Annotated in this window: 18 protein-coding genes; all 18 read left to right on the top strand. The window is 69.6% G+C overall.

Annotated elements, in window-relative coordinates:
- Nucleotides 1–427 (top strand): GGDEF domain-containing protein (locus AB0I42_RS36405; RefSeq protein ID WP_357544328.1); only part of this gene is annotated, 427 nt, incomplete at its 5' end.
- Between the two features lie 148 nt (nt 428–575).
- Nucleotides 576–1,043: a hypothetical protein gene (locus tag AB0I42_RS36400; RefSeq protein WP_357544327.1), complete on the top strand. Its 468-nt coding sequence runs from the start codon at nt 576–578 to the stop codon at nt 1,041–1,043.
- Nucleotides 1,044–1,418: 375 nt separating this feature from the next.
- Entirely contained in the window at nt 1,419–2,183 is a 765-nt protein-coding gene (locus AB0I42_RS36395) for a hypothetical protein (protein WP_357544326.1), read from the top strand.
- A 158-nt stretch (nt 2,184–2,341) separates the two neighbouring features.
- Nucleotides 2,342–2,833 carry a hypothetical protein gene (locus tag AB0I42_RS36390; protein WP_357544325.1) on the top strand — a complete coding sequence of 164 codons (492 nt, stop codon included), beginning with the start codon at nt 2,342–2,344 and terminating at the stop codon, nt 2,831–2,833.
- A gap of 148 nt (nt 2,834–2,981) precedes the next feature.
- The gene (locus tag AB0I42_RS36385) at nt 2,982–3,503 is read left to right on the top strand and encodes a hypothetical protein (protein ID WP_357544324.1); all 522 of its coding nucleotides are present in this window, start codon (nt 2,982–2,984) and stop codon (nt 3,501–3,503) included.
- A 607-nt stretch (nt 3,504–4,110) separates the two neighbouring features.
- Nucleotides 4,111–5,247 carry a DUF932 domain-containing protein gene (locus AB0I42_RS36380; protein WP_357544323.1) on the top strand — a complete coding sequence of 379 codons (1,137 nt, stop codon included), beginning with the start codon at nt 4,111–4,113 and terminating at the stop codon, nt 5,245–5,247.
- A gap of 158 nt (nt 5,248–5,405) precedes the next feature.
- Nucleotides 5,406–5,918 carry a hypothetical protein gene (locus AB0I42_RS36375; protein ID WP_357544322.1) on the top strand — a complete coding sequence of 171 codons (513 nt, stop codon included), beginning with the start codon at nt 5,406–5,408 and terminating at the stop codon, nt 5,916–5,918.
- Between the two features lie 107 nt (nt 5,919–6,025).
- Nucleotides 6,026–6,907 carry a hypothetical protein gene (locus AB0I42_RS36370; RefSeq protein ID WP_357544321.1) on the top strand — a complete coding sequence of 294 codons (882 nt, stop codon included), beginning with the start codon at nt 6,026–6,028 and terminating at the stop codon, nt 6,905–6,907.
- Nucleotides 6,908–7,520: 613 nt separating this feature from the next.
- The gene (locus AB0I42_RS36365) at nt 7,521–9,125 is read left to right on the top strand and encodes a ParB N-terminal domain-containing protein (protein ID WP_357544320.1); all 1,605 of its coding nucleotides are present in this window, start codon (nt 7,521–7,523) and stop codon (nt 9,123–9,125) included.
- 188 nt (nt 9,126–9,313) lie between these two features.
- On the top strand, nt 9,314–9,928 hold the full coding sequence (locus AB0I42_RS36360) for a hypothetical protein (RefSeq protein WP_357544319.1): 615 nt from the start codon (nt 9,314–9,316) through the stop codon (nt 9,926–9,928).
- An 11-nt stretch (nt 9,929–9,939) separates the two neighbouring features.
- Nucleotides 9,940–10,128 (top strand): hypothetical protein, encoded by a 189-nt coding sequence (locus AB0I42_RS36355; protein ID WP_357544318.1) that lies wholly within the window; start codon nt 9,940–9,942, stop codon nt 10,126–10,128.
- Between the two features lie 183 nt (nt 10,129–10,311).
- Nucleotides 10,312–10,482, top strand: a complete 171-nt coding sequence (locus AB0I42_RS36350) for a hypothetical protein (RefSeq protein WP_357544317.1) — start codon at nt 10,312–10,314, stop codon at nt 10,480–10,482.
- 17 nt (nt 10,483–10,499) lie between these two features.
- On the top strand, nt 10,500–11,102 hold the full coding sequence (locus AB0I42_RS36345) for a hypothetical protein (RefSeq protein ID WP_357544316.1): 603 nt from the start codon (nt 10,500–10,502) through the stop codon (nt 11,100–11,102).
- Between the two features lie 99 nt (nt 11,103–11,201).
- Nucleotides 11,202–11,954 (top strand): hypothetical protein, encoded by a 753-nt coding sequence (locus AB0I42_RS36340; protein ID WP_357544314.1) that lies wholly within the window; start codon nt 11,202–11,204, stop codon nt 11,952–11,954.
- Entirely contained in the window at nt 11,951–12,847 is an 897-nt protein-coding gene (locus AB0I42_RS36335; protein WP_357544313.1) for a hypothetical protein, read from the top strand. Before AB0I42_RS36340 ends, AB0I42_RS36335 begins: the two co-directional genes overlap by 4 nt.
- 2 nt (nt 12,848–12,849) lie before the next feature.
- Complete coding sequence (locus tag AB0I42_RS36330; RefSeq protein WP_357544312.1) at nt 12,850–13,305, top strand: hypothetical protein; 456 nt, start codon at nt 12,850–12,852, stop codon at nt 13,303–13,305.
- Nucleotides 13,306–13,637: 332 nt separating this feature from the next.
- On the top strand, nt 13,638–13,937 hold the full coding sequence (locus AB0I42_RS36325; RefSeq protein ID WP_357544311.1) for a DUF6211 family protein: 300 nt from the start codon (nt 13,638–13,640) through the stop codon (nt 13,935–13,937).
- A complete protein-coding gene (locus AB0I42_RS36320; RefSeq protein WP_357544310.1) occupies nt 13,934–14,935 on the top strand; it encodes a hypothetical protein in 1,002 nt (333 codons plus the stop codon). The genes AB0I42_RS36325 and AB0I42_RS36320 overlap by 4 nt, the downstream gene beginning before the upstream one ends.
- Nucleotides 14,936–15,123 lie beyond the last annotated feature (188 nt).

Genomic DNA, 15,123 nt, shown 5'->3' with positions numbered 1-15,123 from the left:
CACCGCCGTCCTCTCCGCCCGTCACCCCGTGACGCTTGCCATCTTCGATCTCGACGGCTTCAAGAGCGTCAACGACAACCACGGGCACGAGGCCGGCGACGCCGTTTTGCGCGAGGTTGCCGCCCGCCTCGCGGCGATCCGCATTCACGGGTCGCGCGCGTACCGCATGCAGGGCGACGAGTTCGCATACGTGTACCTCATGGACCACGCGGGAGCTGAGATTCACGCCAACGCGATCCGCGCGGCGATGGGCGCGCCCGTCAACCTCCCCGGCGGACTGGTGCGCTGTGGTGGAAGCCTCGGACTGGCTCAGTCCACCCCGAACGGGACGCTAAGTGACCTCCTCCGTCGAGCGGACGAGGCCATGTACGACGCCAAGCCCGGGACGGCAGAGGGTTCAGGACTCCGCCGCCGCAGCAACCGCTAAGGGCTGTCGTCCGGCGGGAACCTGCCCTCCCGAGGCGCCCGCCGGACCTCGACAGTAACCCGAGAAGGAGGTATATTAGTAGTCGTCCGGGGGGATGGCGAACCCCACCCGAACACCCACACGAACCAAGCAACGGAGGCCCGAAGCGATGACCATCACGACCACCCCCACCGACATCACGGCCGCCCTGACCCTCATCCTGCGCCCGTCCGCCACGCCGAAGCCCACCAACCCAGAGTCCCGCATCACCACCGCACTCCAGTTCGTCGAGCGCTCCCGCGCCACCGTCGCGGCCACCCTCGACCACCTCGACCTGTGCGACACCGTCGACACCTGGCCCGCCGATCGCACCACCGACCAGGACGCCGCCGAGCGAATCCGGACCGCCGCCGCGCGGCTCGCCCTCCACAAGAAGTGCGACACCTGCCACCCTGGCCACCGTCACCACGCCGCCCGCCTCGCGAACCACTGGCTCCAACTCTGGCGCGCACTCAACCGCTACGTCCTCGGCACCGCCGACGCCGACACCATCGACCAAGCCGCCACCATGGTCCAGGACTACGCAACCTGGATGATCACGGGTGATTCCCGCTACCTGCTCGGTCAAGCCGCCTGACGGCCCGTACCCCTGTCCGGCCCAGAACCAACGGCCGGACAGGGGTGCGTCGGCACCCGGGACCGGGTCACGGGTGCATCGAGCACCCGCGCCCCGGGCTGCCGCTCCCGCCCCTCACCCGCCGCCACAATCCCCTACCCCGGTCGCGGCCCGGCCGACATCTCCCGGTCGAAACCCCCGCGTCGGACTGGACACCGGGCGAACCCTGTTCGCCCCCCGGCCACCCGGAAAAGATCTTGGGAAAAGTCCTGGTCGGGTCGGCATCTGGAGTGGACACCAGCCCAAGAAGGAGGTATATTTGTAGTTGTTCGGGAGGGGAAGGCAAGCCCCAACCAACATCAGCCACCACCCCGCCAATCGATCGGAGATCGCACCATGCATCCCGCCAAGCGCGGCGACCTCGTCGTCACGAAGACCGCCAAGCGCACCCTCTACGACGTCGGTGTCGTCACCTCGATCACCCGCGAAGGCCGGATCAAGACCGTCCGCAAGATCACCGGACGAGACAGTCGCGCCCCAGAACCCAAGCCGACCCGCATCGACGACATCCCCCCGCACGCCCGCGCCGTCCTTCCAGCCACCCAGATCCGCGTCCCCGACGTCATCGCCACCATCACCGCCCGCCGCACCGACCCGGACACCGGCCACCTGCCCCCCTACACCAGCCCGGTCGAGCTCCTACGCGACCTCAACCCCTGGACCACCGGCGGCACCGACTGCCTCGAATCCAACATCCGCCCGGTCGCGTACCTGCACGTCAAGGACTCCACCGACCAGCGGTGCGGCACCTGCGGCGTGACCACCCACGGCGTAAGCCGCATCGCCTTCGACGCCGACCGCTGCCCCGTCGCCTACTGCGACCCCACCTGCCCCCTCGGCGTCAACTTCGCCACCGACTACCCCATCGGTCTCGAAGTCATCGTCAAAGGTGGATACGCCAGCGGCGCGATCGCGCAGATCATCGGCGTCACGGACGCGTACCCGTCCGAGATCGACGGCACCCGCAACTGGGTCTTCCGCCGGTACACCCTCGAACTGCCGTTCTGGGGCGTCCGCCACATCTGTGAGGCAGACGTCGAGCCGACCGACCCGACCCTCATCGCCCGGTACGCGGTCCGCCGAGACGCCCTGACCCCCTGACCCAACCCGGGGAGGGGCCGCCCGCCCCTCCCCGGCCACAGGACAAGCCCGCCTACGTGCGACACATCGACGCGCGCCACCGCTGGCCGCAACCATGCTGCCCAACCCGGCCCGCCCGGGCACGCAGACCGTCAACCCCACCACCCGAGAGGTAAGCCATGGATCCCACCAACCGCACCCCCGGCATCATTCCCGCCCTGTTCGTCGGAGACCTGGTCTGTATCGCCGCAACCCACGCCCGTCGCGCCGACCACGGCATCGTCTACGAGATCACCAAGGAAAACCCCGTCAACTGGGGGCTCACCCCGATCAACGGCAACGGCAGCCCTGTCCGGTGCCCGCCCCAAGGACTACGCCGCGCCACCGACAAGGAGATCGAGGCCGCCCGTGCGGCCGCCGGCGCCCGGCTGCCCGAACTCCACCGCGGCCAGGTCGTCACCGCCCCCGGACTCGACCGGCACGTGCCCGACACCCTGTGGACGGTAATCCGAACCCACCCGGGCGGAGCCGTCGACGTCGCCCGCCTCGGCGGCGACAACGGCCGCTTCCACCGCGCCGTCGCGCGCAAGCTGCTCACCGAGCTGCCCGCCCCGCGGCTCGCGGCCGTGCTCGCCGCTGCCCAGCAGCCGCCGGCCAGCAGCCCGCAATGACCAGCCCCGACCACCTCCCCATGCCGCCCGCCGAACCCTGCCCCGAGTGCGGCCACGACATCCCCACCACCGCCCCCAACGAGATCAACGACAACCACGCCGAACCCTGCTCCGCGCACCCATCCGCACTCCCACGAGAAAGCGCCCCATGACCCGCGACACCTTCCCCCTCGGACTACCCCAACCCAGCGACCCCGACTGGACCTACGTACTCGACGACAACGGCATCACCTACGGCCCCGGCTGCTGGCCCTTCTGCCGAACCCCCCATACCAACCTCGCCCTCTCCCCGCCCTCCACCCCTCAACCCACCCCCGTACGCGTCTCACCCAGCTTCGCCTTCCACGCCTGGCGCACCGAGTACATCGGACTCAACCCCCTCCCCGGCGGTCTCGTCCTGGCCCGCCTCCACCTCATCCCCGCCGGCACCATCCCGCCACCCGGCGACACCGCCTACACCGCCACCCTCAACCCCGCACGCCAACATATCGACCTGCGTCACATTCCCCGCCACCTCTGCGACCTCGCCATCGACAAACTGACCCGCATCCAGGCGTTCCTACTGACCGCCATCAACGAACGCGACAACGGCGCCACCCGCCCCACCACCGCCATCGACCTCGAAGCGGCCCGCCGGAACGCCCGCGCCCAGACCACCACCACCGGCTGACGCCCCGGCCCGCCACCGCGCACCCCGAAAACCCTTCTTCTGGCGTGGGTGCGTCGTGGTGGCGGCCGTTGCTCCCGCCGGGACCGGGCGGGGGGCCGCTCGCAAGCTCGCACCCAGGCCCCCCGCCCTGCCAGCCCCGCGTACCCACACCCGACACCCCCGGCCTGCGGCCGGGAACCGGAGCGGCCTACGGCCGCGCAGCCCCGCCCCTTTCCCGGCCACCCGGGCTGCGCCGAAGTGTGGGCCCCGGACGCCGGCCGTCAAGTCCGCCGCGCGCTCCCGGGACATGCCGACCGGGCAACCCCGGCCCGGCCGACATGTCCCGGTCGAAACCCCCGCGTCGCACTGGACTGCCACCGCCCGGGACCGGGCGAACCCTGTTCGCCCCCGGCCGGCCGGAAAAGAGCGGGGACGACCACCAGCCACGGACGGTCAACAGCGCGCCGGGACGTCACCGCCCGCCGGAAAAGATCTTGGGAAAAGTCCTGGTCAGGTCGATATCTGGAGTGGACACCAGCCCGAGAAGGAGGTATATTTGTAGTTGTTCGGGAGGGGAAGGCAAGCCCCAACCAACACCAGCCAAACACCCATCCTTGGAAGGACCGCCGTGAACCAGACAGTCGACCGCAGCGCCCGCCACGCCACCCTCCCCGACCTCCAACAACTGCTCAACGACCAGCACACCGCCAAACTCGACATCGTCGCCAGCACCAAGTCCCTGAGCGCCGAATGCGGATTCCTGCGCATCGATGGCACCGAACCGCAGATCAGCGAATCCGGCGTCACCACCACCTCCGGCCTCTACCTTCCCACCGACGTGTGCGACCAGGGCCTCGGTGACAAGCTCGGCATCCCGCCCCACTACCTGCGCAAACTGCGCAGCACGGAAATGTTCGAGCTCTACGACGCCAACGTCAACGGCTGGCTTGACCACCACGACGGCAAGCGATACCTCGTCCGCTGCTTCCGCGGATCCGACGGCAAAATCGGCATCGCCCGCGCCTTCCTGTCCGACGGCTACAAGATCGTCGACCACATCGACGCGCTGTACTCCGTCCTCGAAGGCATCCGCGACTCCGGTATGCGTGTGCGTCTGTCCTGCGACCTCACCCAACGCCGCATGATCGTCCGCGTCTGGTCCGAAGAGGTCCGAGCCCTCGCCCCCGACCTGCTCCGCAACTACCGGTCCCCGTTCACCGGAGCAACCGGCGCCGACAACCCCACCGTCTTCGCCGGATTCGTGATCACCAACAGCGAGACCGGCGCCGGGGCGTTCAGCATCACCCCGCGCGTCATCGTCCAGGTATGCAACAACGGCATGACCTTCAGCGCCGACGCCCTAAAGAAGATCCACCTCGGCGGCCGCATGGACGAGGGCATCATCAACTGGAGCCAGCGTACCCACGACGCGAACCTCGCCCTGGTCAAGAGCCAGGCCACCGACGCCGTGGCAACCTTCCTCGACGTCGACTACGTCCGCCGCAAGATCGCCGAGCTGGAGGAGCAGGCCGGTCGGCCGGTGGTCAACTCGGAGGCCACCATCAGGTTCGTATCGAAGCGGCTGCGGTGGACCGAGGAAGAGCGCAACACCATCATGAGTCACTTCATCGACAGCGGCGACCGCACCGCCGGCGGCATCATGCACGCCGTCACCTCCGCCGCGCAGACGCACGCCGACGGCGACAGCGCCTACGAGATGGAGGCCCAGGGAGTCGACGCGATGAAACTCGCCGCCTCCCTCTAGCCCCCACCGGGGCGGGACGCCACCCGCGTCTCGCCCCAACCATCTCAGCCAGGCCGCCCACGCGGGGCGCGGACCGCGCCGCGGGTGCATCGAGCACCCGCGCCCCGGGCTGCCGCGCCCGCCACCACCGGCCGCACACGCGAACCCGGAGCCCACTCATGGCCATCGACCGCCGCCGCCTACCCCACGGCACCACCCTGCCCACCACCCTCACCGAACCCGACGCCCTCGCCCTGGTCGCCGCCCTCGCCCAACACTTCGGCTGGACCTACGCCCTCTACAGCAGCGCCGATATCCAAGAACAACTCACCGACCCCCGCCGCACCCTCACCCCCGACGAATGGGACCGCGTCCAGCACACCGCCGCATGGACCACTGTCCCCACAACCCTGCACCGCGCCGCCGGCACCACCGAACTCATCGCCGACACCATCCGCCAAGCCGCCCTCGAATGCGCCAAGTGCGACGCCCCCCTCACCGGCCCACCCACCGCAACCTGGGGCCACTGCCCCGCCTGCCTCACCCACACCACCCTCGAAGACCTCCGCGAACGCCCCTGCCCCGCCACCGGAACAGACGCCCCCCACAACTGGCCCGGACCCGCCTGCACCGCGTGCGGCATCCCCCGCCCACCCATCCCCCACAACCGCCGCCTACGCCCCGTCGCCTGACACCTCCCCAGAACCCCACTCCCGATTGGTGGTGAACGGGCTGCCGGCCGCTTGCCAACCCACCCCCGGCCGGCAGCCCACCCCACCCGCCCGAACAAGGAGCAGCGATGACCAACCAACCCCACCCCGGACGCCGCATCACCGTCCACGCCCCCGGCCAACGCCACGAATACCGCCTCCACGGCGATGCCACCATCACCATCGACGTCGACGACATCCCCACCGTGGGCTTCGACTCCACCGGCGCCGGCTGGTGGCCAGACCCCGACAACACCTGGCAACGACTCCACCCCGCCGGCACCGAAACCGACCGATCCGTAGCCATCGACGGCATCACCACCGAAGCCATGTGGCGCGACCTCGAACGCGCACTCGGCCTCCCCCTACACGGCCTCGGCCCCTGGAAGCAATGGGCCGCCGACCGCACCAAGCTCCTCCACAACACCGCAGGTTCCAGCACCACCTACGACCTCGACGCCGCCATCGAATGGGCCACCACCAACGGCCTGCCCTACGAAGACGAACGCACCATCCGCCACGACCCCACGACCCCGACCACCACCGCCGGCCCCCGACCCGCGCTGATCCAGATCAACCCCACAGCCCTACACACCTGGCTCGCCAACGCCCAACACCGCGGCGACGACCCCGGCCCCCTCTGGCGACCCACCACCACCGAAACCGCCACCCTCCTCCATACCCTCACCAACGACCACACCGCACTCGCCCAACAAGCCTGGACCGCACCCCGCACCACCGCCATCCACACCCACCAACTCACCAACGCCCAGATCATCATCACCGCCGACCTCACCCCACACGGCCGCATCGCCACCACCCCACTGACCGACCGGGACATCAGCCCCAACTGGCCACCCGACCCCACCGAAGCAGCCGCACACGCCATCACCGGCATCGCCCAACGACTCAACCAAGCCGACCCCGGCCGCCACCGCCCCCACCACACCTGGACCACCGCCGGCGACTGACCGCCGCCCCGGCCCGCCACCGCGCACCCCGAAAACCCTTCTTCTGGCGTGGGTGCGTCGTGGTGGCGGCCGTTGCTCCCGCCGGGACCGGGCGGGGGGCCGCTCGCAAGCTCGCACCCAGGCCCCCCGCCCTGCCAGCCCCGCGTACCCACACCCGACACCCCCGGCCTGCGGCCGGGAACCGGAGCGGCCTACGGCCGCGCAGCCCCGCCCCTTTCCCGGCCACCCGGGCTGCGCCGAAGTGTGGGCCCCGGACGCCGGCCGTCAAGTCCGCCGCGCGCTCCCGGGACATGCCGACCGGGCAACCCCGGCCCGGCCGACATGTCCCGGTCGAAACCCCCGCGTCGCACTGGACTGCCACCGCCCGGGACCGGGCGAACCCTGTTCGCCCCCGGCCGGCCGGAAAAGAGCGGGGACGACCACCAGCCACGGACGGTCAACAGCGCGCCGGGACGTCACCGCCCGCCGGAAAAGATCTTGGGAAAAGTCCTGGTCAGGTCGATATCTGGAGTGGACACCAGCCCGAGAAGGAGGTATATTTGTAGTTGTTCGGGAGGGGAAGGCAAGCCCCAACCAACACCAGCCAAACACCCATCCTTGGAAGGAGAAGCGCGTGGCCACAACCACCGCACACGAACCCCAGGCCGCCGATGTCCTGCCCGGCAGTTACAAACTGCTGGAACTGGCCGCCATCGAGGTCAACACCCACAACGTCCGCGACGACGCCCAGGCCCTGCCGGGCATCGTCCAGAACCTGCAAACGGACGGGGTTGCCGGACTGGTGTCCCCCATCGTAGTCACGCCCATCGGTGACAACAGGTACCGACTTATCGACGGGGAACAGCGATACTGGTCCGCCGTCGAGGCCAACCAAACGGTGATTCAGGCAATCGTCCGTGCCGACCTGTTCGGCACCCGGGAGCAGATCATCAACATGCTCCGGCAGGTCCACCGCACGGACCCCAACGCCACTCAACTGGCACACGGTATCCAGCAACTTGCCCTCGCCGGCATGGATGCCGCCGAGATCGCCCGGTCAACCGGCTACCGCCCCGAGCAGGTCACGGCCGCCCGCGCCGTCGCCTCGCTCGACAACGCCACCGCCGGCCGCGCCAAGGAACTCGGCCTCGACCTGACCCAAATGGCCGTCCTCGCCGACTTCGCTGGCGACACGGAGGTCGTAGACGCCCTCACCGAAGCCGCCGAGGAGGGACCGTTCGCGTTCGCCCGCGCCGCCGAGCACGCCCGCGCCACCCGCGCCACCCACGAGGCCCTGACCGCCCGCATCGATGAACTCCGCAGGGCCGGAGTCAAGGTCCTCACCGACCGCCTTTTCTACCACGACCCCAAAGCCAAAGAGATCACCGACCTGCGCGACAACAACGGGCAACGCATCACCCCCGACGCACACGCGACCTGCCCCGGCCGAGCCGTCGCTCTCTACGACCGCTACGGCGTCCCCACCGAAGCCGAGTGCTGCATGGACTGGCGCACCCACGGACACACCGCCTACACCTACGACTACACCTCGAACGCCCGCCGAGGGCCAATGACCGAAGAGGATAAGGCCGAACGGCGGAAGGTCATCGAAAACAACAAGCAGATGGACGCCGCGAACGCCGTACGGCGTGACTGGCTCGCCGGACTGCTCGCCGCCAAGACGCCTCCCAAAGGCACCTCCAAGCTGATCGCGCAAGTGCTGACCGACGGTCACACGCTCGACACCTGGATCAGGAACGGTCGCCCCATGCTGGACGACCTGCTCAACCCCAGTAAGCGCAAGGGGACCAAACGCGTCCCCGCCAAACTGAGCGACGCCCGCTACACCGTCATCTCGCTGACCGCCGTCGCCGCCGCATTCGAATCCGCAATCGACCGCACCACCTGGCGCACCCCCACCGAAACCCTGGCGACGTGGCTTCAGTGGTGCGTCCTCAACGGCTTCCAAATCGGCCCCGTCGAACAACTCATCATCGACACTGTTGAGCAGCGGAAGGCGCCCAGCCGACCGACCCTGAACCTTGTCACGACTGACGACCGGGGCAGCGTGGACGACCAAGCCACCACGCCCGCCCCAGACGGCGGCCACGAGCTGACCGACATCAGCCTCCCCGCCAACCAGGACGGGACTGACGACCGGGGCAGCGTGGACGACCAAGCCACCACGCCCGCCCCAGACGGCGGCCACGAGCTGACCGACATCAGCCTCGCCGCCTGATGCAACGCCGGTCGGGGGCGACACTGCCCCCGACCGGCGCCACTTGGACCGACAAAAGTCGAGGCGACGAATTCTGGTCGGAGAGGGAATGGACAGCAGGTCAAGAAGGAGGTATATTAGTAGTTGTTCGGGAGGGGAAGGCAAGCCCCAACCGACACCAGCCAACCACCAACCGAAAGGAACGACAGGTGAGTCGTCACCGCCTCAAGCCCCGCCCAGGCAACAAAAATGTCGAAGTCTGGGTCGGATGGGACCGCCCGCTCGCAACCTTCTTCGCCCAGGTCCTCAGCGACCACGCCGACGCCGAGTACGTCTGGGTCGGCGTAACCACCCGCGAGATCACCGACCCGCAGCGCGTCATCCGACTCGTCGCCCCGTACGCCGAAATCCCAGACAACCTGTACGCCACCCTGCTCACCGACTCGATCAACGAGGGAACGCGGCCCTGCGTACGGAGGCCCAACCACCCAGCACGGCCGGCACGGCCCTCCACCTCATACGGCATCAACAACCTCATCACATGGATCGGCACCGACCGTGGACGACGTCTGACCGGCCCCGACACGATCGATCTCATCCCCGACGTCGAGCTGGGACCACCCCGCGACCTCGTGGGACTGGTAAGCCGGATGGACGACTGCCGCCACCAGTTCGCCGAAGCCCACCACGCAGGCCGCCCACGCGAAGCACGGTTCTGGCACACCCTCACCATCACCTACCGAGGCGCCATCGCGGACTGGCTGCACGCCCGGTCCGGGCCATATTCCGTGGGCCGCTGGGGCCGCGACGAGATCCCGTTCTGACGGCCTCGCTCATGGAACCCGACCACACCCCCGCCGCCCAGTTCGCGCGCCTCACCACCCAACAGCGCGCCGACCTAGCCGCCGAGGTCTTCAACATCCTCGACGACGCCGACGAGTGGAACGCCGACACCACTCAGCAGCTCGACCAGGCTTTCGACAGGCGCGGCGTCACCTTCACCGATTATCCCAACGAGAGATAGGCGCACCGAGGGAGCAAGTCGGGGCGGTAACCACTCCCGCCCCGACCACCCCGCGCGGCGTCACCGTGCGAGCCGGACCGTGTCTCGCGTGCATCGAGCACGCGATCCCCGGACTGTCGCGCCCGTCACCACCCGCACACCAACACCACGGCCGCCACCGCGCGTACCCACCCGGAGAAGACCATGCGACACCAGGCGGCCATCGAAGCGTTCGCCGCACTCATCCGCGGCGACCACCCCGCCGCCGACCAGATCCTGAACACCATCGACCGCGACGACCTGTGGCACCTCAAGCAACTCGCCGACCAGTTCGCCGCATACGCCGAGAACCACTTCCGCACCCGCCCCGAATGACTCGAAACGAGACACCCATGAGCCACACCGACCCCCACGACCTCGCGCTCACACTGCCCAACACCGCACGCGGCCGCTCCATCCACGCCAAGATCACCACCAACCCGGCAACCGGCGCGGTCAGGTACCAGCTCACCGGACCACACCTGTCCGGCAGCCTCAGCGTCACCGCCGTCGCCTGGACCGAAACCCACTACCCCGACCGCATCCGCCTGGACCTCGGCCACGAGACGCAGCACGGCACCATCGTCGACCGACCCACCGTCTACGGCACCGAGGCCGACGGCTACCACCACCTCACCATCACCGAAATCCCAGACCTCACCCGGGCGCACCTCAACCCACACCGCCGGGACGATCACCGTCCCCTCTCCAGCCGCGCCGCCGAATACCTCGCCGCGGCCGCCAAGGCCATCCTCACCCACTGGGCCGCCCTACCCCACCGCGACGCCCTCATCCTCGCGGCCGCCCGCCACTACGCGCCCCGCCGCCTGGCCCACCTCCAGCAGCGGACCATCGATCCGCTCAAGGCACAACTCGCCGACCTGACTGCGCAACTGCATGCCGCCGAGGAACTCGCCGCCGCCCTGTGCGCCCTGACCGCCCCCGCCACACTCTGACCCGAGCCGCCCGCCACAACATCAACCCCCGGCCCCACGCGGAGGCAAGCCGCCAAGGCCGGGCACCAGCCCGCACCAAGCCCCCGAGGAGGCAGCGCCATGCCCACCCACGCCCCGACACGGCTACACGTCGTCCAATACTCCGGCGGCATCGGCAGCTGGGCCGCAGCCCAACGCGTCGCCAGCCAACACGGCACCAGCAACCTCGTCCTACTCTTCGCCGACGTCCGCACCGAAGACCCCGACCTCTACCGGTGGCTCGACGACACCACCGCCCAACTCGACGTCCCCCTCACCCGCGTCGCCGACGGACGCACCCCCTGGGAACTCTTCGGCGACATCCGCTACCTCGGCAACAGCCACATCGCCCCCTGCACCCACACCCTCAAGATCATCCCCTGCCGGCGGTGGCTCGAAGTCAACGCTGACCCCGCCACCACCACCCTCTACGTCGGCCTGGACGCCTCCCCCCGAGACCGCAACCGCGCCCCCGCCATCGCCGCCGGATGGGCACCCTGGACCGTCGAATTCCCGCTGCTCGACCCGCCCCACCTCACCAAGGACGAGCAGCTCGACTGGGCCCGCCAACTCGGACTACGGGTTCCACGGCTGTACGAACTCGGGTTCGCCCACAACAACTGCGGCGGCACCTGCGTACGCGCCGGCAAGAAGCACTGGGCACACGTCCTGCGCGCCCTGCCCGATCACTACGCCGCCGCCGAACTCGCCGAACAGCGACTCCGCGCCGTACTCGGCGACGTCACCATCCTTACCGAACAACGCGCGCGCCAACGCCATCGGCTCACACTCACCGAACTCCGCGACCGGGTCACCGCAGGCGGCAAGCCATGACCACCAGCCACGCCAGCGACGGCTGGTTCCAGCGCTGGCGGCGCCGCCGCCACACCTGGAAACGACACTGGCACCCCTGCGACAACGCCCGCTACATGGTTGCCCCCGTCGACGCCCGGGCCGCCCGCCTGTTCGTCACCGAGCACCACTACGCCGCCAGTTGGCCCGCCACCCGCCTCTGCTACGGCCTCATCGACCGCACCCCACACGAGGAGCACCGCTACCCCCTCCCGCACCCCACCGCGCTACTCAAGCACGGCCGGCTCGTAGGCGTCGCCGCACTCTCCGTTCCCCAGCACCCCGCCGTACTACTGAACCCGTTCCCCGACCTGGTCCCCTGCTACGAATCCATCGACCTCGGCCGGTTCGTTCTCCTCGACCCCGTTCCCGGAAACGCCGAAAGCTGGTTCCTCGCCCGAGCCTTCCGCCTCGCCGCCGCAGACGGGATTCGCGCGGTCGTCGCCTACGCCGACCCAGTCCCTAGACAGCGCGGCGACGGCACCCAGATCATGCCCGGCCACATCGGCTGGTCCTACCAGGGACACAACGCCCTCTACCTCGGACGCTCCAGCCCCGCCCGCATCACCCTGCTGCCCGTCGGCACCAGCCTGCCCGCCCGGACCGTCTCCAAACTCCACGCCGCCCACCCCGGCGCCGGCGGCGTGACGACCCGCCTCCGCCAACTCGGCGCCCCACCACCCACCGCCAACGAACCGACAACCACATACCTGCCCAGGGCACTGGACGCCATCGGGGCGGTCACCATCCACCACCCCGGCAAACACAAATACGCCTGGCAACTCGACCGTAGCCCAGCGGCCCGGCTCGCCCAGCGCGTCCTCCCCTACCCCAAGGCCGCAGACCTCATCCCCGCCCGCCTCAAGGAGCAGTGACCATGGCACCCACCACCATCGCCGACCGCTTCGACGCCCTGCAGGACGCCGCCGCCAACGCAAAGGCCGGCACCCTCAGCCCTACCGACACCGCCGCCGCCCTCATCGCCGCCGCAGACCTCGTCAAGGCACTCGACCTGCGCGCCTACCCCGCGGACGACCACGACGACACCCTCGAACAGGTTGTAGTCACCGTGCACGGCGTCGACCTCAGCATCCGTGGACGCCGCCACGACCTGTTCGTGCACATCGAGGACAACCGCGACAACGACGAACGCCGGCAACTGCCGCTCACCATCGAGGTCAACAACGGCGGCGAAATGACCTACGGCGAGCACGCCGATGACGAACCGACCGGCCCCGCACTGTGCGACCAGTGCGACGACCGCCCCGCCACCGATCTCGAACTGCAGCTGTGCGCCTGGTGCGCCGACTACAACGAGCGGCGCGGCGGATGACCACCATGAGCGCCACCGATCGCTGGCAACGGCCCGTCATCCTCAACCTCGGCGTCGACTCCACGGAATCCCACGCATCTGGCACCGCAAGGTCACCGAAGTCCAGTACCCCGACATCGAGCACTTCCTGACCACCGCACCGGCCAGCGCCCGCAGCAAGGAACGGAAGAGGTTCGCCGCAACCTGGGCGGCCGCCTGACCAGCAGCAGATAAACGTCGGCCGGCGGTCACCCCGAAGGGAGAAACGCCCCCAAGAGAGCGCACTGGCAAGTCCGCCGGCCGACACCAGCCTCCACACCAACCGCACCACAGCGCCGAAGGCAGAAGGAACCGTGAGCCTACCAACCCTCCCCACCCGGACCCAACCCGGCGATCTCGTCGGCATCCACCCCAACAACACCGCCGGCGCCAACCCCAACCACACCTACCGCCTCGCCGCCCCACCCAACCCCGACGGCAGCCTCACCATCTGGCACGCCGACCCCACCCACCCCCACGCCCTCGACTGGGCCACCACCATCCGACCCGCGGACATCCGCTACCTCATCCGGACTACCGCCCGCGGCATCACGACCTGGCGCTGCGACTGCTGCCACCCCCACCCGGCAACCACCCCACCGGACAGCCCATGACCACCATCACCACCCGCCCGCCACGCCGGCGGCGAACCCGGCTGCACCCCACCACCGCGGTACGGCAATATCGGACCATGCCCGCCCACGCCGACCGCCTCGTCGAAACCCCCTCAGGCCTGCTCGCCGTGCCACGCGGCGTCGACACCACCGGCGACCCCCACGAACTCGTCGGCTCCCACGAGGCAGCCCGCATCATCGGGCACCGCCGCCCCACCCACCTACCCCACAGCCTCCTCGCCATCGCCGACGAGGTCACCCACAACACGGACGGCACCGTCCGACGCCGCGCTTGGAAACGCGAGACGCTCTGGCGCTACACCGCCACCGCCCGCGCCGACCACACCACCATCATCGACGGCCGACTCGCCCTCGACCGCACCGCCATCGCCGACCGGTTCGGCATCCACGTCAGCACCGTCGACGCCGCCATCGCCGCCGCCCCCGACAACGGCTTCCCTCCCCCCGTCGACGGCCGCTGGCGCTACGCCGACGACATCGACACCTGGTACGCCGCCCAACAGCAGCACCAACTCGACGCCCTCACCCGCATCGACTACACCGGCGACCCCGACGACCTGGTCACCCGCCCCGAAGCTGCACGCATCGCCGGCTACCGCGACCACCGCAACCTCCTCAACTCACCCCTCGCCGAAACCCTGCTCGCCCTCAACAACCCCGACCACAACATGACCATGCCCCACGGCCGCACCGGCCGCACCCGCCACCGCTGGCCCCGCCACGTCGTATGGCAAGCCGCCGAAGCCCGCACCAACCGCCGCGGTCGCCCCGCCGGCACCACCCGCACCATCGACCGCACCGGCGACCCCGACGACCTCGTCACTGCCCCCGAAGCCGCCCGCACCCTCGGCTACAAACGCGTCTCCGGCCTCCCCAAAGCCCTGCTCGCCGCCGCAGACGAACAAGGCCCGCCCCGCCGCTGGCGACGCAGCACCCTCTGGCACTTCAACGACAACCCCCGCCAACCCAGCACGTAATAGGACCCGCACCGCACCCGCCCGTACCGCCAACGCGCGCCAGGGCGAACCAACACAGCTGGCCACGACAACCCAACCTCAAACCCCGAAAACCCGAAGGTCAACTTCTTGTTTTCCCGGGTTGTGGGTGGTTGGGGCCGTTGCTCCCGCGGGCACCGGGAGGGACGGCCAGGCGAGCCTTGGGGGCT

The sequence above is a fragment of the Polymorphospora sp. NPDC050346 genome, from assembly GCF_040655695.1.
Classification (GTDB): domain Bacteria; phylum Actinomycetota; class Actinomycetes; order Mycobacteriales; family Micromonosporaceae; genus Polymorphospora; species Polymorphospora lycopeni.
Note: the sequence above shows the minus strand (reverse complement) of the source record. Positions and strands in the feature narration are given on the sequence as shown.